At 65.6% G+C, this 21806-nt stretch carries 20 protein-coding genes; 17 read left to right on the top strand and 3 right to left on the bottom strand.

Annotated elements, in window-relative coordinates:
- Positions 1–7 precede the first annotated feature (7 nt).
- From antA to JFY56_RS22615, 9 genes are all read left to right on the top strand, one after another.
- The gene (gene antA, locus JFY56_RS22655) at positions 8–1402 is read left to right on the top strand and encodes an anthranilate 1,2-dioxygenase large subunit (RefSeq protein ID WP_208316465.1); all 1395 of its coding nucleotides are present in this window, start codon (positions 8–10) and stop codon (positions 1400–1402) included.
- On the top strand, positions 1399–1890 hold the full coding sequence (gene antB / locus JFY56_RS22650; protein ID WP_208316463.1) for an anthranilate 1,2-dioxygenase small subunit: 492 nt from the start codon (positions 1399–1401) through the stop codon (positions 1888–1890). Before antA ends, antB begins: the two co-directional genes overlap by 4 nt.
- A gap of 17 nt (positions 1891–1907) precedes the next feature.
- Complete coding sequence (gene antC / locus JFY56_RS22645) at positions 1908–2933, top strand: anthranilate 1,2-dioxygenase electron transfer component AntC (protein WP_208316461.1); 1026 nt, start codon at positions 1908–1910, stop codon at positions 2931–2933.
- Positions 2934–3229: 296 nt separating this feature from the next.
- Complete coding sequence (locus tag JFY56_RS22640; RefSeq protein WP_208316459.1) at positions 3230–4393, top strand: ABC transporter substrate-binding protein; 1164 nt, start codon at positions 3230–3232, stop codon at positions 4391–4393.
- Positions 4394–4459: 66 nt separating this feature from the next.
- Positions 4460–5371 (top strand): branched-chain amino acid ABC transporter permease, encoded by a 912-nt coding sequence (locus tag JFY56_RS22635; RefSeq protein ID WP_208316457.1) that lies wholly within the window; start codon positions 4460–4462, stop codon positions 5369–5371.
- Between the two features lie 11 nt (positions 5372–5382).
- Complete coding sequence (locus JFY56_RS22630) at positions 5383–6402, top strand: branched-chain amino acid ABC transporter permease (RefSeq protein WP_208316455.1); 1020 nt, start codon at positions 5383–5385, stop codon at positions 6400–6402.
- A complete protein-coding gene (locus tag JFY56_RS22625; protein WP_208316453.1) occupies positions 6399–7148 on the top strand; it encodes an ABC transporter ATP-binding protein in 750 nt (249 codons plus the stop codon). Before JFY56_RS22630 ends, JFY56_RS22625 begins: the two co-directional genes overlap by 4 nt.
- Positions 7141–7833, top strand: a complete 693-nt coding sequence (locus JFY56_RS22620) for an ABC transporter ATP-binding protein (RefSeq protein ID WP_208316451.1) — start codon at positions 7141–7143, stop codon at positions 7831–7833. Before JFY56_RS22625 ends, JFY56_RS22620 begins: the two co-directional genes overlap by 8 nt.
- A gap of 60 nt (positions 7834–7893) precedes the next feature.
- The gene (locus JFY56_RS22615; RefSeq protein WP_208316449.1) at positions 7894–8745 is read left to right on the top strand and encodes an alpha/beta hydrolase; all 852 of its coding nucleotides are present in this window, start codon (positions 7894–7896) and stop codon (positions 8743–8745) included.
- A 79-nt stretch (positions 8746–8824) separates the two neighbouring features.
- Here the strand turns inward: JFY56_RS22615 and JFY56_RS22610 are convergent, their stop codons facing one another.
- The gene (locus JFY56_RS22610; RefSeq protein ID WP_208316448.1) at positions 8825–9115 is read right to left on the bottom strand and encodes a DUF1330 domain-containing protein; all 291 of its coding nucleotides are present in this window, start codon (positions 9113–9115) and stop codon (positions 8825–8827) included.
- A 79-nt stretch (positions 9116–9194) separates the two neighbouring features.
- Between JFY56_RS22610 and ribBA the strand changes: the two genes are divergently transcribed.
- From ribBA to JFY56_RS22580, 6 genes are all read left to right on the top strand, one after another.
- Positions 9195–10304 carry a bifunctional 3,4-dihydroxy-2-butanone-4-phosphate synthase/GTP cyclohydrolase II gene (gene ribBA / locus JFY56_RS22605; RefSeq protein WP_208316447.1) on the top strand — a complete coding sequence of 370 codons (1110 nt, stop codon included), beginning with the start codon at positions 9195–9197 and terminating at the stop codon, positions 10302–10304.
- 620 nt (positions 10305–10924) lie between these two features.
- A complete protein-coding gene (locus JFY56_RS22600; protein WP_208316446.1) occupies positions 10925–11950 on the top strand; it encodes an ABC transporter substrate-binding protein in 1026 nt (341 codons plus the stop codon).
- Positions 11935–12885, top strand: a complete 951-nt coding sequence (locus JFY56_RS22595; protein ID WP_208316445.1) for an ABC transporter permease — start codon at positions 11935–11937, stop codon at positions 12883–12885. The genes JFY56_RS22600 and JFY56_RS22595 overlap by 16 nt, the downstream gene beginning before the upstream one ends.
- Before the next feature lie 3 nt (positions 12886–12888).
- Positions 12889–13698 (top strand): ABC transporter permease, encoded by an 810-nt coding sequence (locus JFY56_RS22590; RefSeq protein ID WP_208316444.1) that lies wholly within the window; start codon positions 12889–12891, stop codon positions 13696–13698.
- A 17-nt stretch (positions 13699–13715) separates the two neighbouring features.
- Positions 13716–14864, top strand: coding sequence for an ABC transporter ATP-binding protein (locus JFY56_RS22585; protein WP_208316442.1), 1149 nt, complete (start codon positions 13716–13718; stop codon positions 14862–14864).
- Between the two features lie 477 nt (positions 14865–15341).
- Positions 15342–16673: an OprD family porin gene (locus JFY56_RS22580; protein ID WP_208316440.1), complete on the top strand. Its 1332-nt coding sequence runs from the start codon at positions 15342–15344 to the stop codon at positions 16671–16673.
- A 443-nt stretch (positions 16674–17116) separates the two neighbouring features.
- On the opposite strand, the gene JFY56_RS22575 is transcribed toward JFY56_RS22580, so the two are convergent.
- Complete coding sequence (locus JFY56_RS22575) at positions 17117–17950, bottom strand: fumarylacetoacetate hydrolase family protein (RefSeq protein WP_208316438.1); 834 nt, start codon at positions 17948–17950, stop codon at positions 17117–17119.
- A gap of 172 nt (positions 17951–18122) precedes the next feature.
- Between JFY56_RS22575 and JFY56_RS22570 the strand changes: the two genes are divergently transcribed.
- The gene (locus JFY56_RS22570) at positions 18123–18827 is read left to right on the top strand and encodes a GntR family transcriptional regulator (protein ID WP_236033035.1); all 705 of its coding nucleotides are present in this window, start codon (positions 18123–18125) and stop codon (positions 18825–18827) included.
- 461 nt (positions 18828–19288) lie between these two features.
- Here the strand turns inward: JFY56_RS22570 and JFY56_RS22565 are convergent, their stop codons facing one another.
- On the bottom strand, positions 19289–20683 hold the full coding sequence (locus JFY56_RS22565; protein ID WP_208316436.1) for a purine-cytosine permease family protein: 1395 nt from the start codon (positions 20681–20683) through the stop codon (positions 19289–19291).
- 338 nt (positions 20684–21021) lie between these two features.
- Here JFY56_RS22565 and JFY56_RS22560 point away from each other — a divergent pair, with 338 nt between their 5' ends.
- Positions 21022–21507, top strand: coding sequence for a flavin reductase family protein (locus JFY56_RS22560; RefSeq protein ID WP_208316434.1), 486 nt, complete (start codon positions 21022–21024; stop codon positions 21505–21507).
- Positions 21508–21806 lie beyond the last annotated feature (299 nt).

Raw genomic sequence — 21806 nt, 5'->3', positions numbered from 1 at the left:
CAAGAAAATGAACAACTCAACGAGAAGCGTCGCGCAGTGGAAGGAATACATCAGCGGTTGCCTGGACTTCCGCCCTGTCGAAGGCGTCTACCGCATCGCCCGGGACATGTTCACCGAGCCGGAACTCTTCGATCTCGAAATGGAGCTGATCTTCGAGAAGCAGTGGATCTACGCCTGCCATGAGAGCGAGATCGCCAACCCGAACGACTTCATGACCATGCGCGCCGGCCGCCAGCCGATGATCATCACCCGCGACGGCAACGGCCAGCTGCACGCGCTGGTCAACGCCTGCCAGCACCGCGGCGCCACCCTCACCCGCGTCGGCAAGGGCAACCAGTCCACCTTCACCTGCCCGTTCCACGCCTGGTGCTACAAGAGCGACGGCCGCCTGGTGAAGGTCAAGGCGCCGGGCGAATATCCGGAAGGCTTCGACAAGGCCACCCGCGGCCTGAAGAAGGCGCGCATCGAAAGCTACAAGGGCTTCGTCTTCATCAGCCTGGACACCGCCGCCAGCGACAGCCTGGAAGACTTCCTCGGCGACGCCCGGGTGTTCTTCGACATGATGGTCGCCCAGTCGCCCACCGGTGAGCTGGAAGTGCTGCCCGGCAAGTCCACCTACACCTTCGACGGCAACTGGAAGCTGCAGAACGAGAACGGCCTGGACGGCTATCACGTCAGTACCGTGCACTACAACTACGTGGCCACCGTGCAGCACCGCCAGCAGGTCAACGCCGAGAAAGGCGCCACCAGCGACACCCTCGACTACAGCAAGCTCGGCGCCGGCGACGCGCAGACCGACGACGGCTGGTTCTCCTTCGCCAACGGCCACAGCGTGCTGTTCAGCGACATGCCCAACCCCACCGTGCGCCCCGGCTACGCCACCGTCATGCCGCGCCTGGTGGAGGAATTCGGCCAGGGCAAGGCCGAGTGGATGATGCACCGCCTGCGCAACCTGAACATCTACCCCAGCCTGTTCTTCATGGACCAGATCAGCTCGCAGCTGCGCATCGTGCGCCCGGTGGCCTGGAACAAGACCGAGATCATCAGCCAGTGCATCGGCGTGAAGGGCGAATCGGACAAGGACCGCGAAAGCCGCATCCGCCAGTTCGAGGATTTCTTCAACGTCTCCGGCATGGGCACGCCCGACGACCTGGTGGAGTTCCGCGAGCAGCAGCGCGGCTTCCAGGGTCGCCTGGAGCGCTGGAGCGACATCTCCCGCGGTTATGACAAGTGGGTCACTGGCGTCACGCCGAACAGCCAGACCCTCGGCATCGCCCCGGCGCTGACCGGCACCGAATTCACCCACGAAGGCCTGTACGTCAACCAGCACGCCAACTGGCAGCGCTTCCTGCTCGATGGCCTGGACCGGAAAGCCCTGAAACTGCAGGAGGTGCAGGCATGAATCCGCAGCTGCAACACCAGATCGAGCAGTTCCTCTTCCGCAAGTCCGAGCTGTGCGACGCCCAGGACTGGGACGCCTACCTCGACCTGTTCGACGAGAACTGCGAATTCCACCTGCCGCAGTGGGACTCCGAGCACACCTACACCACCGACCCGAAGCGCGGCATGTCGCTGATCTACTACTCCAACCGCGGCGGCCTGGAGGACCGGGTGTTCCGCATCCGCACCGGCAAGGCCGCCTCCACCGTGCCGATGCCGCGCACCCTGCACCAGATCAGCAACGTGCGCATCGCCGAGCGTGACGGCGGCGAGCTGGAAGTACGCGCCAGCTGGCACACCCTGTACTACCGCCTGGGCGCCGCCGAGCAATTCTTCGGCCACGCCACCTACCACCTGCGGCCCACCGGCGAGAGCTGGAAGATCACCCGCAAGCACACCCTGTTGCTCAACGACACCATCAACTCGGTGCTCGATTTCTACCATCTGTGACGGGCGGAGTAGCACCCATGAACCACAAGGTCGCCTTCAGTTTTGCCGACGGCAAGACGCTGTTCTTCCCCGTGCAGGGCAACGAAATCCTCCTCGACGCCGCGCTGCGCAACGGCATCAAGATTCCCCTGGACTGCCGCGAAGGCGTCTGCGGCACCTGCATGGGCCGCTGCGAGTCCGGCCGCTACGCGATGGACTACGTCGACGAGGAAGCCCTGTCGCCGCAGGACCTGGAGCAGCGCAAGATCCTCACCTGCCAGACCCGCGTGCAATCCGACGCGTCGTTCTACTTCGACTTCGACTCGTCGCTGTGCAGCGCCGCCGAACCGGTGCACGAACACGGCGTGGTCACCCACGTCGAGCAGGTCTCGCCGACCACCGCGATCCTCCACCTGGACGCCGGCGTCGACGGCCAGCAGCTGGACTTCCTGCCCGGCCAGTACGCGCGCCTGCAGGTGCCCGGCACCGACGACAAGCGCTCCTATTCCTTCGCCAACCGGCCGAACCCGCAGAACCGGCTGCAGTTCCTCATCCGCCTGCTGCCGGACGGGGTGATGAGCAACTACATCCGCGAGCGCTGCAAGGTCGGCGACGAGATCCGCTTCGAAGCCCCGCTGGGCGCCTTCTACATGCGCCACATCGACAAGCCGCTGCTGCTGGTGGCCGGCGGCACCGGCCTCTCGGCCTTCCTCGGCATGCTCGACGAGATCGCCGAGAAAGGCGGCGGCGGCCAGCCGGTGCACCTGTACTACGGCGTGCGCCAGGTCGCCGACCTCTGCGAACTGGAGCGCATCGCCGGTTACGCCGAGCGCATCCCCGGCTTCCGCTTCACCCCGGTGATCAGCGACGACGCCGGCCAGTGGGACGGCAAGCGCGGCTACGTGCCCGAGCATTTCGACGCGACGGAACTGCGCGAGGCGCCCTTCGACATGTACCTGTGCGGCCCGCCGCCGATGGTCGAGTCGGTGAAGACCTGGCTGCAGGACCAGCAGCTCGGCCACGGCAACCTGTATTTCGAGAAGTTCACCGAGAGCAATACGTAACCCTGATACCTCCCCCTCACCCTAACCCTCTCCCAAAGGGAGAGGGGACGGCTCGATGTTGCCGGCTGGCACGGCACATCTCCCAACACCGTATTGCCCCCTCTCCCTCCGGGAGAGGGCTGGGGTGAGGGAACCCCCAGCGCCAAAGCTCGCGTAGGAGCGGACCATGCCCGCGATGAAATGCCCCCGAACAAGAGGAACCACCACCCGCAACACCCCGACTTTCCCGACTGCCCTGCAATTCCAATAACAATCGGCGAGCCGCTCGCACGGCATCGCACAGAAAAGGCGGCATCATGAAAAAGACCCTCCCCCTTGCGTTGCTCGGGGCCGTAATGGCCTCTTCCCTCCCCGCCCTGGCACAGGACCCTGTGCGCATCGGCTTCATCACCACCCTGTCCACGCCCGCCGGCTACCTCGGCGAGGACGCCCGCGACGCCTTCCGCCTGGCCATCGAGCAGGAAGGCGGCAAGCTCGGCGGCGTCCCGGTGGAACTGGTGGTCGAGGACGACGGCCTGCAGCCCGCGCGCGGCAAGCAGATCGTCGACCGCATGAGCCTGGACGGCATCTCCCTCTACACCGGCGTGATGTTCTCCAACGTGCTCGCCGCGGTGGTGAACAGCGCCACCCGCAACGACGGTTTCTACATCAGCGCCAACGCCGCGCCGTCCAACCTGGCCGGCGAGCAGTGCAAGGCCAACTATTTCTCCGCGTCCTACCAGAACGACGTGCCCCACGAGATGGCCGGCGTCGCCGCCAACGAGCTGGGCTACCGCAGGATGGTCATCCTCGCGCCCAACTACCAGGCCGGACGCGACGCCCTGGCCGGCTTCAAGCGCACCTTCAAGGGCGAAGTCACCGAGATCTACACCAAGCTCAACCAGCTGGACTTCTCCGTCGAACTGGCGCGCGTGCGCTCGCTGGCGCCGGACGCGGTGTTCCAGTTCCATCCGGGCGGCGCCGGCATCAACTTCGCCAAGCAGTACGGCAGCGCCGGCCTGAACAGGAGCATCCCGATGCTGGTGCCGGTGTTCTCCATGGACGAGCGCATGCTCGCCGCCACCGGCAGCGTGGCCGAAGGCGTCAACGTGGTCAGCGGCTGGAACCCGCAGTCGGACAACCCGGCCAACCAGGCCTTCATCAAGGCCTTCAACGACAAGTACCACCGCGCGCCGACCATGTACGCAGCCCAGGGCTACGACACCGCGCGGCTGATCGGCTCAGCCCTCAAGGCCACCAACGGCAACCTCAAGGACGCCGGAGCCTTCCGCGCCGCCCTGCGCGAGGCACGCTTCGACTCGGTGCGCGGCGACTTCCGCTTCGCCAGCAACCAGCACGCGGTGATCGACTGGCACCTGCTGCGCGTGCAGGCCGACGCCAGCGGCAAGCTCGCCGAAGTGCCGGTGAAGACCATCGCCAAGTCCCAGGTCGACAGCTACGCCGCACGCTGCGCGCTGTAATCCGTCGCCGCTCCAGCCAGCCCGCCGGCCACCAGGCCGGCGGGCATTCCTCGCAGGACTATCGCCATGCTGTTGCTCGAACAAATCCTCAACGGCCTGCAGTACAGCGCGCTGCTGTTTCTGCTGGCCTCGGGCCTGACGCTGATCTTCGGCATCATGGGTGTCATCAACCTGGCCCACGGCGCCTTCTACATGGTCGGCGCGTTCTGCGCCGCCTACACCGCCATCGCCAGCGGCTCGTTCTGGCTCGGCGGCCTTGCCGCCCTGTGCGGCGCGGCGCTGTACGGGCTGGTGATCGAAACCGGGATCATCCGCCGGCTGTACAACCGCGACCATCTGGACCAGGTGCTCGCCACCCTCGCCGTGGTGTTCTTCAGCAACGAGCTGATCACCCTGCTGTTCGGCCGCAGTCCACCGGCCATGCCGACCCCGGACTGGTACAACGCCTTCGTCGAGGTGCTGCCGGGGCTGATGTACCCGGTCAGCCGCCTGCTGTTCATCGGCGCCGGCGCGCTGGTGGCGATCGGCATGTGGCTGCTGATCAACCACACCCGCCTCGGGATGCTGATCCGCGCCGGCGCCGACGACCACGAGATGGTCGGCGCCCTCGGGGTGAACATCTCCCGCCTGTACACCCTGGTGTTCGTCTTCGGCTGCGTGCTCTGCGGCCTCGCCGGCTTCATGGCGGCGCCGCTGCTGTCGGTGGAGATCGGCATGGGCGAGAAGGTGCTGATCACCACCTTCGTGGTCATCGTCGTCGGCGGCGTCGGTTCGGTGCGCGGCGCGCTGGTCGGCGCCCTGCTGATCGGCATGGTCGACGGCCTCGGCCGCGCCTACATCCCGCAACTGCTGGACCGCCTGCTGCCCGCCGAAGTCGCCGGTGCCCTCGGCGCCGGCCTGATTTCCGCCAGCGCCTACATCGTCATGGCCCTGGTGCTGCTGGTGCGCCCGCGCGGCCTGCTGCCGGCGCGCGCCTGAAGGAGAACGAGATGTCCCGTCGAATGCTTATCGATCTGGCCTGCCTGGCCATCTTCGCGCTGATGCCGCTGCTGGCGGCGCTGCTCGACGAACCCTTCCTGGTCAGCCTGTTCACCCGGCTGGCGATCTACGGCCTGGCCGCCGCCAGCCTCGACCTGCTGATCGGCTACGGCGCCATGGTCAGCTTCGGCCACGCCGCCTTCTTCGCCATGGGCGGCTACGTGGTCGGCATCGTCGCCTTCCACACCTCGCAGATGCTGCCGCTGTGGGGCTGGGAAGGCAGCAACAGCGCGCTGCTGATCTGGCCGCTGGCCCTCGGGCTGTGCGCCCTGCTCGGCCTGGCGATGGGCTACCTGTCGCTGCGCACCAGCGGCGTGCAGTTCATCATGATCACCCTCGCCTTCAGCCAGATGCTCTATTTCATCCTCGGCTCGCTGTCGCTCTACGGCGGCGACGACGGCATCCTGCTGCTGGAACGCAACAGCCTGCCGGGAATGGATCTGAACGATCCGGCGCAGTTCTACTACCTGTGCGTCGGCTGCCTGGTCGGCTGGCTGCTGTTCTGCCGGCGGCTGGTCGCCTCGCGCTTCGGCTTCGTCCTGCGCGGGCTCAAGCAGAGCGAGCGGCGCAGCGTCAGCCTGGGCCTCAAGCCGCTGCGCTACCGCCTCACCGCCTTCGTCATCGCCGGCCTCGGCGCGGGCCTGGCGGGCATCCTCTGGGCCAACTACGCGATGTTCGTCAGCCCCGACATGGGCTCCTGGCAGAAGTCCGGCGAGCTGATGGCAATGGTCATCCTCGGCGGCGTCGGCACCCTGGTCGGCCCGGTCCTCGGCGCCGCCGTCTACCTCGGCCTGGAGCAGTTGCTGAGCCTCTGGACCGAGCACTGGCTGCTGTTCTTCGGCCCGCTGCTGCTGGCCGTGGTGCTGTTCGGCAAGCAGGGCGTCTACGGCCTCCTGCTGCTTTCGCGCAGGCAACGCAAACCCGCGCCGGCCGCCGAGCCCGGCGTTCGACTGGGCGAGGTGACCCCATGAGCGCACAACTGTCCATCCGCGGGCTGGAAAAGTCCTTCGGCGCGGTGAAGGCCACCAACGGCGCCAACCTCGAACTGGCGCGCGGCGAACTGCACGCCATCATCGGTCCCAACGGCGCCGGCAAGTCCACGCTGATCTCGCAGATCGCCGGGGAAATCCAGCCGGACCAGGGCCATATATTCCTCGCCGGCCAGGACATCACCCGCGTCCCCGCCCACGATCGGCCGCGCCTGGGCCTCGCCCGTTCGTTCCAGGTCAGCCAGCTGTATCCCGAGTTCAGCCTGCTGGAGAACGTCGCCCTGGCCATCGCCGCCCGCGAAGGCCGGACGTTCGGCATGTGGCGTCCGCTCAGCCGCGACCGCCGCCTGCTCGATCCGGCGAGGGAGTATCTGCAAACCGTCGGCCTCGGCGGCCGTGCCGAGCATCTGGTGAGCGAACTGTCCCACGGCGAACGTCGGCAACTGGAACTCGCCCTGGCGCTGGCCCAGGAGTCCTCGGTGCTGCTGCTCGACGAACCGATGGCCGGGATGGGCGCCGAGGAATCGGCGCGCATGACCGAGCTGCTGCAGGCGCTCAAGGGCCGCTACTCGATCCTCCTGGTGGAGCACGACATGGACGCCGTGTTCACCCTCGCCGACCGCATCACCGTGCTGGTGTACGGCCAGACCATCCTCACCGGCAGCGTCGATGAGGTCCGCAGCAACGCGCAGGTGCGTGCCGCCTACCTGGGAGAAGAACATGCTTGAAGTCAGTGGTTTGCAGGCGGGCTACGGCCTCAGTCAGGTGCTCTTCGACATGCACCTGACGATCAAACAGGGCCAGGTGGTCTCGCTGATCGGCCGCAACGGCATGGGCAAGACCACCACGGTGAAATCCATCATGGGCCTGCTCAAGCCCAGCGCCGGCAGCATCCGCGTCCACGGCAGGGAAATGCGCGGCGCCACGCCCTACCGCATCGCCCAGGCCGGCCTCGGGCTGGTGCCGGAAGGCCGCCGCGCCTTCGGTTCGCTCAGCGTGCGGGAGAACCTGCTGGCCACCGCCGCCGGCCGCAGGGGCAAGTGGGACCTGGCGCGCATCTACCGGCTGTTCCCGCGCCTCGAAGAACGCCAGGACCAGCTGTCGAAGACCCTCTCCGGCGGCGAACAGCAGATGCTGGTGGTCGGCCGCGCGCTGATGACCAATCCGCAATTGCTGATCCTCGACGAAGCCACCGAGGGCCTGGCGCCGGTGATCCGCGAGACCATCTGGAACTGCCTGGCGACTCTCAAGGACGAAGGCGAGACCATCCTGGTGATCGACAAGAACCTCAAGGAGATGGCCCGCGTGGTCGACCGCCACCACATCATCGAGAAAGGCCGCCAGGTCTGGCAGGGCACGCCGGCGGAGCTAGCCGCGACGCCCGAGCTGTCGCACCGCTACCTGGGCGTCTGACGCCATCCCTCCCCAACGGGCGCTTCGGCGCCCGTTTGCTTTCCATGACCGGAGATCCCCATGACCGACCTCGAACTGGCCGCCTACTACGACGTGCAATACAACGCCCGCGCCAGCGTCGCCGACTACGAACAGTACCCGCGGCTGTACCGCGAACTCAGCGACCGCGCCCATGCCGGCCTGCGCTGCTTCAAGGACGTGCCCTACGGACCGGGCGCCAGCGAGCGGCTGGACATCTTCCCCGCCAGCCGCCCCGATGCGCCGGTGCTGCTGTTCATCCACGGCGGCTACTGGCGGGCGCTGTCCAAGGCCGATTCGGCGTTCATGGCCCCGGCGCTGACCGAAGCCGGCGCCTGCGTGGCGGTGCTCGACTACGACCTGGCGCCGGCGGTGAGCCTCGACCATATCGTCGACCAGGTACGCCGCGCGCTGGCCTGGCTGTACCACAACATCGCCGGCTTCGGCGGCGATCCCCGGCGCCTGTTCGCCAGCGGCAGTTCGGCGGGCGGACACCTGACCGGCATGCTGCTGGCCGGCGTCTGGCACGCCGGCTACGGCATCCCGCCGGACGCCCTGCGCGGCGCCCTGCCGATCAGCGGCCTGTTCGACCTGCGCCCGCTGCTGCCCACCCATATCAACGCCTGGATGCACCTCGACGAAACCGCCGCGCGACGCAACAGTCCCCTCTTCCATTTGCCCGACAGCGCGGGGGAACTGGTGGTGAGCTACGGCGCACTGGAAACCGGCGAATTCGCCCGCCAGTCCCATGATTTCCTGAGTGCCTGGAATGCTTCGGGCCTGCGCGGCCGCCATGTGCCGGCGGAAGGACGCAACCACTTCGACGTGGTGCTGCAACTGGGCGAGCCGGGTACGCCGCTGTATCGGGCGGTGCTGGAGCTGATGGAGCCGTAGGTTGTGCTGAGCGCAGCGAAGCCCAACATCTGGTGGGGCCTGCCCCAATTCCGTTGGGCTTCGCAAGCTCAGCGCCAACCTACTCGACACCCTCCACGATGATCACTTCCGCCCGCGCCACGCCCTGGCGATAGCTGCACGCCTCCTGGTACTCCGCCGAGCGGTAGCAGGCCAGCGCCTGTTCGTACGAGTCGAACTCGATCACCACGCTACGCTGGGGTGTGGGGCGGCCCTCCATCGCCTGCGAGCGGCCGCCGCGGGCCAGCATCCTGCCGCCGTACCTGGCGAAGGCCGCCGGGGCGCGGCTGGTGTATTCGCTGTATTGCGCGGGGTCCGTCACATCGACGTGGGCGATCCAGTAAGCCTTCATGCTGACCTCTATTGTCCGGCTCAAATATGTATTATGGTATACCAAACTAAATCACCATGATCCAGCCAGGTAAACCGACATGCCGTTCAATCGCATCGAAGAAATCATCGAAGACTATCGCCAGGGCAAGATGGTCCTGCTGGTGGACGACGAGGACCGCGAGAACGAGGGCGATCTGCTGCTGGCGGCGGAGAAATGCACCCCTGCGGCGATCAACTTCATGGCCCGCGAAGCGCGCGGCCTGATCTGCCTGACCCTGACCGACGAGCATTGCCAGCGCCTCGGCCTGGAGCAGATGGTGCCGGCCAACGGCAGCGCCTTCTCCACCGCCTTCACCGTTTCCATCGAGGCGGCCAGCGGCGTGACCACCGGCATCTCCGCCGCCGACCGCTCCCACACGGTGCTGACCGCCGTGGCCCCCGATGCGAAAGCCGACGACCTGGCGCAACCCGGCCATATCTTCCCCCTGCGCGCCCGCGAAGGCGGCGTGCTGACCCGTGCCGGCCACACCGAAGCCGGCTGCGACCTGGCGCGCCTGGCAGGCTTCACCCCGGCTTCAGTGATCGTCGAGGTGATGAACGACGACGGCAGCATGGCGCGCCGGCCGGAGCTGGAAACCTTCGCCGAGCAGCACGGGATCAAGATCGGCACCATCGCCGACCTGATCCACTACCGCCTCAGCACCGAGCACACCGTCACCCGTATCGGCGAGCGCGAGCTGCCCACGGTGCACGGCACCTTCCGCCTGGTGACCTACGAGGACCGCATTGCCGGCGGCGTGCACATGGCCATGGTGATGGGCGACATCCACCGAGACGAGCCGACGCTGGTGCGGGTACATGTGATCGACCCGCTGCGCGACCTGGTGGGCGCCGAATACACCGGGCCGAAGAACTGGACCCTGTGGGCCGCCCTGGAGAAGGTTTCCGAGGCCGGCCATGGCGTGGTGGTGGTGCTGGCCAACAACGAATCCTCCCAGGCCCTGCTGGAACGCGTCCCCCAACTCACCCAGCCGCGCCGGCAGTTCAGCCGCACACAATCGCGCATCTACTCGGAAGTGGGCACCGGCGCGCAGATCCTCCAGGACCTCGGCGCCGGCAAGCTGCGCCACCTGGGCCCACCGCTGAAGTACGCCGGCCTCACCGGCTATGACCTGGAAGTGGTCGAGACCCTGCCGTTCGAGGGCTGACAAGGAGTAGGAGCAACTGTCTTGCATCGTCATGATGCTTCCCCCCTCACCCTAACCCTCTCCCTCAGGGAGAGGGGACTGTCCGGAGTTGCCGGCTGGCACGGAGTACCACCTCATACCGTCGCGCCCCCTCTCCCTCCGGGAGAGGGTTAGGGTGAGGGGATCGCAACACCGGAGTATCCGTAGGAGCGGACCATGTCCGCGATCGGCCTCTCCCAGGAGCATCGCGGGCATGGCCCGCTCCTACGGGCTGCAATGCCCACCGTAGGTTGGCGCTGAGCAACGCGAAGCCCAACATCGCCATCGTTGGGCTTCACTGCGTTCAGCACCAACCTACGCGGGTTATGGCCCAGCCACCCAGCCACATGGTTACGCAGGATGCAAGACAGTTGCTCCTGCGGGAATCGCAACCACTCGTCGCCCGGCGATGATCGGTACGCCGAGGACTTGCAAAATTTTTGGCATACCATAATATGCCATTCCATAGGCCGAGATAATTTCCGGGACCTGCCTCCCGCCACGGCCGCCCTTGAAACCCCACCCACCGGGGTCACTGCTCCTGATAAGCGGGCAAGAACAAGGCCCGCTTGCTTACAAACACAACAATGAGGGCAAGCAAGATGGTGTTCAAAAAACGTGCAATCGCGGTGCTCGCCGCGGCACTCCTTACCGCGACCGGTACTGCCGCCATCGCCGCCGACAATCTCAGTTTCGTCAGTTGGGGCGGCACCACCCAGGATGCACAGAAGCAGGCCTGGGCCGAGCCCTTCAGCCAGGCCAGCGGCATTCGCGTGGTGCAAGACGGCCCCACCGACTACGGCAAGCTCAAGGCCATGGTGGAAAGCGGCAACGTGCAGTGGGACGTGGTCGACGTCGAGGCCGACTTCGCTCTCCGCGCTGCCGCCGAAGGCCTGCTGGAGCCGCTGGACTTCAACGTGATCCAGCGCGACAAGATCGACCCGCGCTTCGTCTCCGACCACGGCGTCGGCTCCTTCTATTTCTCCTTCGTGCTCGGCTACAACCAGGGCAAGACCGGCGGCAAGGCCCCGCAGGACTGGAGCGCCCTGTTCGACACCGCCAGCTATCCCGGCAAGCGCGCCCTCTACAAGTGGCCGAGCCCCGGCGTGCTCGAACTGGCCCTGCTGGCCGATGGCGTCCCCGCCGACAAGCTCTACCCGCTGGACCTCGACCGCGCCTTCAAGAAGCTCGACACCATCAAGAAGGACATCGTCTGGTGGGGCGGCGGCGCCCAGTCCCAGCAGCTGCTCGCTTCCGGCGAGGCCAGCATGGGTCAGTTCTGGAACGGCCGCATCTATGCCCTGCAACAGGACGGCGCGCCGGTGGGCGTGAGCTGGAAACAGAACCTGGTCATGGCCGACTTCCTTGTCATCCCCAAGGGCGCCAAGAACAAGGATGCGGCCATGAAATTCCTGGCCAACGCCAGCAGCGCCAAGGGCCAGGCCGACTTCGCCAACCTCACTGCCTATGCCCCGGTGAACGTCGACAGCATCGGCCAGCTCAAGGGCGACCTCGCCCCCAACCTGCCGACCGCCTACGCTAAGGATCAGATCACCCTCGACTACGCGTACTGGGCCAAGAACGGCCCGGCAATCGCGGCACGGTGGAACGAATGGCTGGTCAAGTGAAGATGGCTGCCATTCAGCCCACGCCACCGGCCAAGGCCACTGGAGGCGCCTCCCGCGCTTCCAGCTCCGGGGCTGTGTCGATGAAAGAAGACAACCAGGCCGCGCTGCGCTGGCGCGGCGCCAGCAACCTGCTCCCGGCCCTGCTGTTCCTCGGCCTGTTCTTCCTCGCCCCGCTGATCGGCCTGCTGCTGCGCGGCGTGCTGGAGCCGACTCCGGGCCTGGGCAATTACGAGCAACTGTTCGCCAACTCGGCGTATGCCCGGGTGCTGTTCAACACCTTCGCGGTGGGCGGTCTGGTGACCGTGATCAGCCTGCTGCTGGGCTTCCCGCTGGCCTGGGCGATCACCCTGGTGCCGCGCGGCTGGGGCCGCTGGTTGCTGAACATCGTGCTGCTGTCGATGTGGACCAGTCTGCTCGCACGCACCTACTCCTGGCTGGTGCTGCTGCAGGCGTCCGGGGTGATCAACAAGATCCTGATGGCGATGGGCATCATCGATCAACCGCTGGAACTGGTGCACAACCTCACCGGCGTGGTGATCGGCATGAGCTACATCATGATCCCGTTCATCGTGCTGCCGCTGCAGGCCACCATGTCGGCCATCGACCCGATGGTGCTGCAGGCCGGCTCGATCTGCGGCGCCAGCCCCTGGACCAACTTCTTCCGGGTGTTCCTGCCACTGTGCCGGCCGGGACTGTTCTCCGGCGGGCTGATGGTCTTCGTCATGTCGCTCGGTTACTACGTCACCCCCGCCCTGCTCGGCGGTGCGCAGAACATGATGCTGCCGGAGTTCATCGTCCAGCAGGTGCAGTCCTTCCTCAACTGGGGCCTGGCCAGCGCCGCCGCCGCGCTGCTGATCGTCATCACCCTGGTGCTCTTCTACTTCTACCTGAAGCTGCAGCCGGAATCCCCGGTGGCTTCGAGTACCGCGAGGTAAGCCATGCTGCTGTCACCCAACGCCATGGGCCCGCGCCTGCGCTTCGGCCTGTACCTGACCACCGGGGCGATCGCAGCCTTCCTGCTGCTGCCGATCGTGTTCATCGTGCTGCTGTCCTTCGGCTCGTCGCAGTGGCTGGTGTTCCCGCCGCCGGGCTGGACGCTGAAGTGGTACGAGCAGTTCTTCTCCAACGCGGAGTGGATGGAGTCGGCGCTGACCAGCCTGAAGGTCGCCGTGTTGACCACGGTGTGCTCGGTCGCCCTCGGCCTGCCCACCGCCTTCGCCCTGGTGCGCGGCAAGTTCCCCGGCCGGGAGATGCTCTACGGGCTGTTCACCCTGCCGATGATCGTGCCGCTGGTGATCATCGCGGTGGCCGTGTACGCGCTGTTCCTCAAGCTCGGCTACACCGGCACGCTGTTCTCCTTCGTGGTCAGCCACGTGATCGTCGCATTGCCGTTCACCATCATCTCGATCATCAACTCGCTGAAGCTGTTCGACCAGTCCATCGAGGATGCCGCGGTGATCTGCGGGGCATCGCGGTTGCAGGCGGTGTTCAAGGTGACCTTCCCGGCGATTCGCCCGGGCATGGTGGCCGGCGCTCTGTTCGCCTTCCTGGTCTCCTGGGATGAGGTGGTGTTGAGCGTGATGATGGCCAGCCCGACCCTGCAGACCCTGCCCGTGAAAATGTGGACCACCCTGCGCCAGGACCTGACCCCGGTGATCGCCGTCGCCTCGACGCTGCTGATCGGCCTGTCCGTCCTGGTAATGCTGGTCGCCGCCGCACTGCGCCGGCGCAACGAAATCCGCGCCTGAGCGCCGAGGTAACCGAAATGAGTGCCGTGATCCAAGACACCCGCGAAAACAAGACCCTGGTCAGCCTGCGCAACCTGAACAAGCACTACGGCGACTTCACCGCCGTCGACAACATCTCCCTGGACATCCAGGACGGCGAGTTCCTCACCTTCCTCGGCTCCAGCGGCTCCGGCAAGAGCACCACCCTGTCGATGCTGGCCGGCTTCGAGACGCCCAGCTCCGGGGAAATCCTCGTCGAAAGCAAGTCGCTGGTGAACGTGCCGCCGCACAAGCGCGACATCGGCATGGTGTTCCAGCGCTACTCGCTGTTCCCGCACCTGTCGGTGCGCGACAACATCGCCTTCCCGCTGACCATCCGCAAGCAGAACGCCGCCGAGACCGCCAAGCGCGTCGACGCCATGCTCAAGCTGGTGCAACTGGACAAGTTCGCCCACCGCCGCCCGGCCCAGCTTTCCGGCGGCCAGCAGCAACGCGTGGCCATCGCCCGCGCGCTGGTCTACGAGCCGCGCATCCTGCTGATGGACGAACCGCTCGGCGCGCTGGACAAGAAACTGCGCGAGGACCTGCAGGACGAACTGCGCCACCTGCACCGCCGCCTCGGCATCACCATCGTCTACGTGACCCACGACCAGGAAGAAGCCATGCGCCTGTCCCAGCGCATCGCCATCTTCAGCCACGGCAGGATCGTCGGCCTGGGCAGCGGCTATGACCTCTACCAGAACCCGCCGAACGCCTTCGTCGCGTCCTTCCTCGGCAACTCCAACTTCCTCAAGGTGAAGGCCCAGGGCAACGCCGCGGCCAGCTTCGAGAACCAGCCACTGGCCATCCGCCCCACCGCCGGCCTGCACGACGGCCAGGACCTGGTGCTGATGGTCCGCCCGGAAAAAGCCCAGGTGCTGACTCCGGAACAGTCCGCGCAGACTCCGCTGGCCGCCGGCTGGAACGAGATCCCGGCCAAGGTCGCGGAAACCGTGTTCCTCGGCGAGAGCCTGACCTGCAGCGTGGTCACCTCCGGCGGTACCAACCTGACCCTCAAGGAACTCTCCGGCGCCACCCAGCCGCTGCAACCGGGCGCGCCGGTGCGGGTACGCTGGGCCGCCGCCGACGCGTGCGTCTACAGCGAGTGGAACGAAAGCGACCTGACCAAGGCTGCAGGTTCGCATTGAGGCAACCGGGCAGGTGGAAAGCCTGCCGGAAGCCGACCTGTCACACCGCAGGCGGCTTCCTCGATGGCTTCCACGACTCCGCGCACTTCTTCCTGAAAATCACCCCGTGAAAGCGCGATGCACCAATCAATAAAAGCCGCCTCTGCATAAACAGGGACGGCTCTGGATTGGTGCCCGAGGTCGGGGTCGAAGCGGCACGCCCAACTCCCCGCATTTCCCGCCGGTTGAAGTGGATCAACCGGTGCGGCTCCTTAAATTATTTGACTTTAAGGTCAAGTTTTGGCGTCATGCACGCCGCCTCGCGCTTTTCGACTGTCATCCAGACCGTCTCGCAGCCCTGAACGAAGCCTCCTGAGCGAATCGGAAATATCTGCTAAGCCAATTTCCGCCTTTCGCTATATACAAAATAATATAGCGATGATATCCCGAAGCGCTCGGAAGAGGCCCTTCAAGACCATAAGAAAAAGGAGTGTCACGATGTACAAATCCCCTCTCGCCCTGGCCGTCACCCTCGGCGTGCTGGCCCAGCAGGCCACCGCCGGCGGTTTCGTCGAAGACAGCAAGGCCAGCCTGACCCTGCGTAACTTCTATATCAATTCGGACAACCGTCAGTTCGCCGACGCACCTTCCAAGCAGGAGGAGTGGGGCCAGGGCTTCATCTTCAACTACGCCTCGGGCTTCACCGAAGGGACGGTGGGCGTGGGTGTCGATGCCCTCGGCCTGCTCGGTGTGAAACTGAACTCCGGCAAGGGCCGCCACTACAACCCCACCAGCGCCAGCTACGGCGGCATCGTGTTCCCCACCGACGACGACGGCCGCGCCAAGGATGATTTCGGCAGCCTGGGCGTGACCGGCAAGGTACGCCTCTCCAAGACCGAGGCGCGCATCGGCACCCTGCTGCCGAAGCTGCCGGTAGTGACCTCCAACGACGGTCGCCTGCTGCCGCAGACCTTCGAGGGCGGGCAGATCACCTCCAGCGAGATCAAGGGCCTGACCCTGGTCGGCGGCCAGCTGGAACACGCCAAGGGACGCAACTCCAGCGATGCCCGCGGCCTGTCCATCGCAGGCGCGAACAACGCCCGCAGCGGCCAGTTCGTCAACAAATTCTACTTCGCCGGCGGCGACTACAAGGTCAGCGACAATCTCGCCGCCCAGTACTACTACGGCAACCTGGAAGACTTCTACAAACAGCACTTCCTCGGCCTGACCCACAACTGGGCGCTGCCGGTGGGCGCGCTGAAGTCCGACCTGCGCTACTTCTACAGCGATTCCGATGGCAAGAACGCCAGCGCTGCCGGCCGTGCCGAAGGCTTCCGCAGCAGTGGCAACTGGGCAGCCAGCGACCCGGACCGCTACGAAGTGGACAACCGCACCTGGAGCGCCTTCTTCACCTACAGCCTGGGTGGCCACGCGGCGAGCCTGGGCTACCAACAGGTGTCCGGCGACAGCGCCTTCCCCTTCCTCAACCAGGGCGACGGCGCCACTGCCTACCTGATCACCGACCGCCAGATCGGCAAGTTCCTCAGCGCCGGCGAACGCACCTGGGTGGCTGAGTACGGCTACGACTTCGCCAAGCTCGGCGTGCCGGGCCTGAAGGCGATAGCGACCTACCTGAAGGGCAGCAACATCGAGACCCAGGCCAGCGACCAGGGCGAGTGGGAGCGCGATTTCCGCCTCGACTACGTGCTGCAGGAAGGCCCGCTGAAAGGCCTCGGCTTCTCCTGGCGCAACGCCGCCCTGCGCAGCGACGCAGCCCGCGACCAAGACGAGAACCGCCTGATCCTGAGCTACACCCTGACGCTTCTCTAAGGAACCCCGCCTCCTCTCCCGCATCCGGGAGAGGGCCTCCCGTAGGTTGGCGCTGAGCGCAGCGAAGCCCAACGACCAAGAGACAGTCCGCCGAATCACAGCTGCGAGGGGCAATCGGAAAGCCTGAAGTGCCTCGCCTTCCGCACCACCAGGCGAGCCATCACAACGGCCTCTCGCACTACTTCAACGAAACGCGGATCAACGTCGACTACACCCTGGAGCTCTGGTAGCAAAGACAGGGCGGCGCGAGGGAAGGAACGTCGCACGGCACCGTTGGCGCCGGCGACGGCATGCGCATCCGGCACATGACGGGAACGAAGCCGGGACGGTACGTCCGGCTTCGTCACACCGACATCCTGTCGGTGCTATGGCGTGGGTGCTCGGGTTGTTGTAGCCGAAGCCCCGGGACAGGGGCTTCTCTTCTCGTCTGCGAAACGAGCCGCTCAGGCTTCGTCGACCACCGGGTTGACCAGCGTGCCGATGCCTTCGATGGAGACTTCCACCACATCGCCGGCCTTCAGATAGACCTTCGGGTCCATGCCGAAACCGACGCCGGCCGGGGTGCCACTGACGATCACGTCGCCCGCTTCCAGGGTCACCGCCTCGCTGAGGGTCGAGATGATGGTGGCCACGTCAAACAGCATGTCATTGGTGTTGGCCGACTGCACCACCTTGCCGTTCACCTTGGTCTGCAGCAGCAGGCCCTTGCCGCCGGCCGGCAGTTCGTCGGCGGTCACCAGGTCCGGGCCGAAGGCGCCGGTGTCGTCGAAGTTCTTGCCCACGGTCCACTGCGGCGACTTGAACTGGTACTCGCGCACCGAGCCCTCATTGAACAGCGCGTAGCCGGCGACATGCTGCAGCGCCTGGTCCTTCGGGATATGCCGGCCGCCGCTCTTCAGTACCACGGCCATCTCGCCTTCGTAGTCGAGGGTGTCGGAGATGCGCGGGCGGATCAGCGGCTTGTTGTGCGCGGTGAGGCTGCTGTTGAAGCGCGGGAACAGGGTCGGGTAGTCCGGCTGCGCGTAGGGCGATTCCTTGGTGTGATCGGCGTAGTTGAGGCCGACGCAGACGATCTTGGTCGGACGGGTCATCAGCGGCAGGTAGTCCTGCTCACCGATCTCCACCAGCGGCCCGTTGGCTTCGGTGCCGTAGGTGGCGAGGTCGACGCCCCGCTCCAGCAGCGACTCCAGGGTTTCCTCGCCCAGGACGCGGACACCTTCGGCAGTATGCACGCCCAGCACCGGGCGGCCTTCGTGATTGAAACGGACGTAACGCATGGAGCTGACCTCTTGTTGTGATTCGTGACGACCGCCAGGCAGGACGGTATGGGCCCTAAGCTAATCCCAGGAAAATATGCCGTCAACGATAAAATATATTTTACTGGGATTATCGATAAAACCTCCTCGTGTGTATTATTTGCCTCATCAGTAATCAACCGTGGTACAGCCCATGAACCGATCCGAACGCTGGGTGGAGCAGCCCGAAGCCTCGGAGAAGCGCACCATGGCGTCCCAGCTGGAAGCCAGGGTCCGCGAAGACATCATCAACGGCCGCCTGACGCCGGGCAGCCGCCTGCGCCTCAAGGAACTGGCCGAGCACTACGACGCCGGGGTCATCCCGCTGCGCGAGGCACTGTCGCGCCTGGCCGCCAGCGGCTTCGTATCCGCCGAGGACCAGAAGGGCTTCAGCGTCGGCCGCATCTCCGCCGAGGAAATCCGCGATATCACCAACACTCGCCTGCTCATCGAATGCCAGGCGCTCGCCGAGTCCATCCGCCGGGGCGACCTGGAGTGGGAAAGCCGATTGATCGCCGCCCACCACCGCCTGGACCGACTGCCCATCGTCGAAGGCCCGGAACGGCTGATGAAGCCGGAATGGGAAAACGCCCATGAGACCTTCCACCAGGCGCTGATCGCCAACTGCGGCTCGCCCTGGCTGCTGCACCTGTCACGCATGCTGCGCGACCAGACCGCGCGCTACCGCATGCTCTCGGTGCACTACGAGAACGGCGCCGAACGCGACGTCCCCGGCGAACACCGCGCGCTGCTCGATGCCGCCCTGGCGCGGGATGTCGACAAGGCCTGCGTGCTGCTGGCGCAACACTACGAAACCACCACCCGCACCGTGCTCGCCCACGAGGCGCTGAAGGGCTGAGGCGACGTCATGGGAGCCCCGCTTCCCTGTAGGAGCGCCCCCTGGGCGCGATTCGCGGGCAGGCCCGCTCCTACAGGCGGCAATGTCCACCGTAGGTTGGCGCTGAGCAACGCGAAGCCCAACATCGCCATCGTTGGGCTTCACTGCGTTCAGCACCAACCTACGTGAGTTATGGCCCAGCCACGTAGTTACGCAGGATGCAAGACAGTTGCTCCTACGAGGTGCAGGAAAAACGCCGTCGGCAAGACATGGCCGCGCCGGCCTATCGGAGCGCGTCAGAAGCAATAGAGCGCTTCCACCGTCGTCCCCAACCGCGTGCGGTCGCGGCTGTTGCCATAGGGGCGGCCATGGTCGCGGGCGTCGAACCAGTCGTATGGCTTTCGATGCCTACCTGGGCGGCGGCCAGGTAGGACGCTTTTCCCGGACCATATGAAAAAACGCGCCCTGCCCGGGCACAGCGATCAGCACTCCTCCAGCGCATAGCGAGCCGACGCCTTGGTGCGGGTCGCCAGGCAGTAGTACAGCGGGCAGGTCACCAGCAGCCCGACCAGCCAGGACAGGTCCACACCGTCGATGTAGTTGGCATAGGGGCCGACGTAGAGCGCGGTGTTGGCGAACGGCAGCTGGACCAGGATGCCCATGAAGTACGCGGTGATCGCATGCGGGTTGAAGCGTCCATAGATGCCGCCGTCGGCCCGGAAGATCGAGGCGATGTCGTAGCGGCCGCGCTTGATCAGGTAGAAGTCGATCAGGTTGATCGAGGCCCAGGGCACCAGCACGATCAACAGCGCCAGGATCAGGCCGATGAAGTGCGAGATGAAGTTGGCCGAGGCGCCCAGCGCCATCAGGCAGCTGCCGGCCAGCACCACCGCCGACAGCACCACGCGCACGCGGATGCTCGGCGTCCAGTTGCCGGCGAAGGTCTGGATCGAGGTGACGATGGACAGCACGGCGCCATACAGGTTGAGGGCGTTGTGGCTGATGATGTTGAGCAGGAACAGCAGCATCAGGACCGGGCCGAGCACGCCGGTGGCCTGCTTCACCGCCGCCATGGCCTCGGTGCCTTCCGGGGTCGCCAGCACGGCGACCGCACCGAAACTGAACGACAGGATGGTGCCCAGGCAGGCGCCGGCGTAGGTGGCCAGGAACGGCCTGGCGATGCCGACGCTGGCCGGCAGGTAGCGCGAGTAGTCCGACACGTAGGGCGAGAAGCTGATCTGCCAGATGGTTCCCAGGCAGATGGTCGCCAGGAAGCCCGACAGGTTGAAGCTGCCGCGGCTGAAGAAGTCCGCCGGCAGCTCGTTCATGAAGATCCAGGCGAAGCCGGCCAGCAGCGCCCCGCCCATCACCCAGGTGCCGATGCGGTTGAGGGTATGGATGAAGCGATAGCCGATCACGCCAATGGCGGTCGCGCTGATCGCGCCGATGACGATGGCCGCCGGCATCGGCACGGTGGGAGCGATGCCGTGGATCGACTCGCCGGCCAGGACGATGTTGGAAATGAAGAAGCCGACATAGATGACCGCGGCGAAGAACACGATCAGCAGTGCGCCGTAGCGACCGAACTGGCCGCGGCTCTGGACCATCTGCGGGATGCCCATCTGCGGTCCCTGGGCTGAGGCCAGCGCAATGAACACGCCGCCGAGCATGTGGCCCAGCACGATGGCCAACAGGCCCCAGAGCAGGTCGAGGTGGAACACCTGGACCACCATGGCCCCGGTGACGATGGGCAGCGGCGCGATGTTGGTGCTGAACCACAGCGTGAACAGGTCGCGTGCCCTGCCATGGCGTTCGGCGGGCGGCACGTAGTCGACGGTATGGTTCTCGATCAGCGTCTGCTGGGAATTCTCGGACATCGTCTTGCCTTGCTTATTGTCTTTGTAGGAAAGCCGCGAGGGCTCGTCTTCGGGCTCGTGGCCATGACTCCGGCCAGCCGCTTGGCGCGGGCCATATTATGGTATTCCAAAAGACAGGCAAGACTTTTCAGATCGGATTGGAGCAGGAAAACCCTATCAGAACGGCGCGCACCGCCCTTCCACTTATCGCTGAAAGCCGCGCTTTTACTGGCTTTCAGCCTGGCTCTCGTCGTTCGTCGGAAGCACCGGAAAATAGTACTTGCAACTTAGGTATTACGGTATACCATCAGACACACACGAGCTGCCGGCCGCAGCCACCTGCCCGATAGGTACCCGAAATGATCGACACCAATGCCTACAAACAAGTCATGGGCTCCTTCCCCTCCGGCGTCACCGTCATCACCACCCTGGATGACGATGGCCAGGTCGTCGGGCTGACTGCCAGCGCCTTCAGTTCCCTGTCCATGGACCCGGCCCTGGTGCTGTTCTGCCCGAACTACAGCTCCGACTCCTACCCGGTGCTGATCCGCAACAGGCGCTTCGCCATCCACCTGCTCTCCGCCGACCAGCGCGACGAAGCCTATGCCTTCGCCAAAAAGGGCAAGGACAAGGCGCAGGGCATCGACTGGACCCTGAGCGAACTGGGCAACCCGCTGCTGCCGAACGCCACCGCCATCATCGAATGCGAGCTGTGGCGCGAATACGAGGGCGGCGACCACGCCATCCTGGTCGGCGCGGTGAAGAACCTGATCGTGCCGGAGCAGGACGTGATCCCGATGATCTACTGCCGCGGCAAGATGGGCGCGCTGCACGCCTTTGCCTGACGACCGACCGATACGCTTTCTCTCGGCCCCCTTTATTGGGGGCTTTTTTATGTCTTTGCGGATGGCCGGGTGGGGGGACAAGACCCGATTCATCCGCATGGGTATCGCTGCGCTCAACCCATCCTACGGAACCACCGCGCGGGGACATTGTAGGAGCACGCCATGCGTGCGATTCGCGGGCATGGCCCGCTTGTATGGCGGTAGGGTAGGAACCTGTCGGGGGTGGAGGGACAAGACCCGCTTCTGCAAGCCAGACGGTAGGAGACTTCCCCCACCCACGCGCTCACGACAAGCGCCGA

This window comes from Pseudomonas schmalbachii, assembly GCF_017589465.1.
Lineage (GTDB): Bacteria > Pseudomonadota > Gammaproteobacteria > Pseudomonadales > Pseudomonadaceae > Pseudomonas > Pseudomonas schmalbachii.
The sequence above is the reverse complement of the archived record's forward strand: the minus strand, read 5'-3'. Positions and strand labels throughout refer to the sequence as shown.

Bases quoted from the DNA above. Each gene is read 5' to 3' on its own strand.
- antA (WP_208316465.1), top strand. From the start codon at position 8: ATGAACAACTCAACGAGAAGCGTCGCGCAGTGGAAGGAATACATCAGC.
- antB (WP_208316463.1), top strand. From the start codon at position 1,399: ATGAATCCGCAGCTGCAACACCAGATCGAGCAGTTCCTCTTCCGCAAG.
- antC (WP_208316461.1), top strand. From the start codon at position 1,908: ATGAACCACAAGGTCGCCTTCAGTTTTGCCGACGGCAAGACGCTGTTC.
- JFY56_RS22640 (WP_208316459.1), top strand. From the start codon at position 3,230: ATGAAAAAGACCCTCCCCCTTGCGTTGCTCGGGGCCGTAATGGCCTCT.
- JFY56_RS22635 (WP_208316457.1), top strand. From the start codon at position 4,460: ATGCTGTTGCTCGAACAAATCCTCAACGGCCTGCAGTACAGCGCGCTG.
- JFY56_RS22630 (WP_208316455.1), top strand. From the start codon at position 5,383: ATGTCCCGTCGAATGCTTATCGATCTGGCCTGCCTGGCCATCTTCGCG.
- JFY56_RS22625 (WP_208316453.1), top strand. From the start codon at position 6,399: ATGAGCGCACAACTGTCCATCCGCGGGCTGGAAAAGTCCTTCGGCGCG.
- JFY56_RS22620 (WP_208316451.1), top strand. From the start codon at position 7,141: ATGCTTGAAGTCAGTGGTTTGCAGGCGGGCTACGGCCTCAGTCAGGTG.
- JFY56_RS22615 (WP_208316449.1), top strand. From the start codon at position 7,894: ATGACCGACCTCGAACTGGCCGCCTACTACGACGTGCAATACAACGCC.
- JFY56_RS22610 (WP_208316448.1), bottom strand. From the start codon at position 9,115: ATGAAGGCTTACTGGATCGCCCACGTCGATGTGACGGACCCCGCGCAA.
- ribBA (WP_208316447.1), top strand. From the start codon at position 9,195: ATGCCGTTCAATCGCATCGAAGAAATCATCGAAGACTATCGCCAGGGC.
- JFY56_RS22600 (WP_208316446.1), top strand. From the start codon at position 10,925: ATGGTGTTCAAAAAACGTGCAATCGCGGTGCTCGCCGCGGCACTCCTT.
- JFY56_RS22595 (WP_208316445.1), top strand. From the start codon at position 11,935: ATGGCTGGTCAAGTGAAGATGGCTGCCATTCAGCCCACGCCACCGGCC.
- JFY56_RS22590 (WP_208316444.1), top strand. From the start codon at position 12,889: ATGCTGCTGTCACCCAACGCCATGGGCCCGCGCCTGCGCTTCGGCCTG.
- JFY56_RS22585 (WP_208316442.1), top strand. From the start codon at position 13,716: ATGAGTGCCGTGATCCAAGACACCCGCGAAAACAAGACCCTGGTCAGC.
- JFY56_RS22580 (WP_208316440.1), top strand. From the start codon at position 15,342: ATGTACAAATCCCCTCTCGCCCTGGCCGTCACCCTCGGCGTGCTGGCC.
- JFY56_RS22575 (WP_208316438.1), bottom strand. From the start codon at position 17,950: ATGCGTTACGTCCGTTTCAATCACGAAGGCCGCCCGGTGCTGGGCGTG.
- JFY56_RS22570 (WP_236033035.1), top strand. From the start codon at position 18,123: ATGAACCGATCCGAACGCTGGGTGGAGCAGCCCGAAGCCTCGGAGAAG.
- JFY56_RS22565 (WP_208316436.1), bottom strand. From the start codon at position 20,683: ATGTCCGAGAATTCCCAGCAGACGCTGATCGAGAACCATACCGTCGAC.
- JFY56_RS22560 (WP_208316434.1), top strand. From the start codon at position 21,022: ATGATCGACACCAATGCCTACAAACAAGTCATGGGCTCCTTCCCCTCC.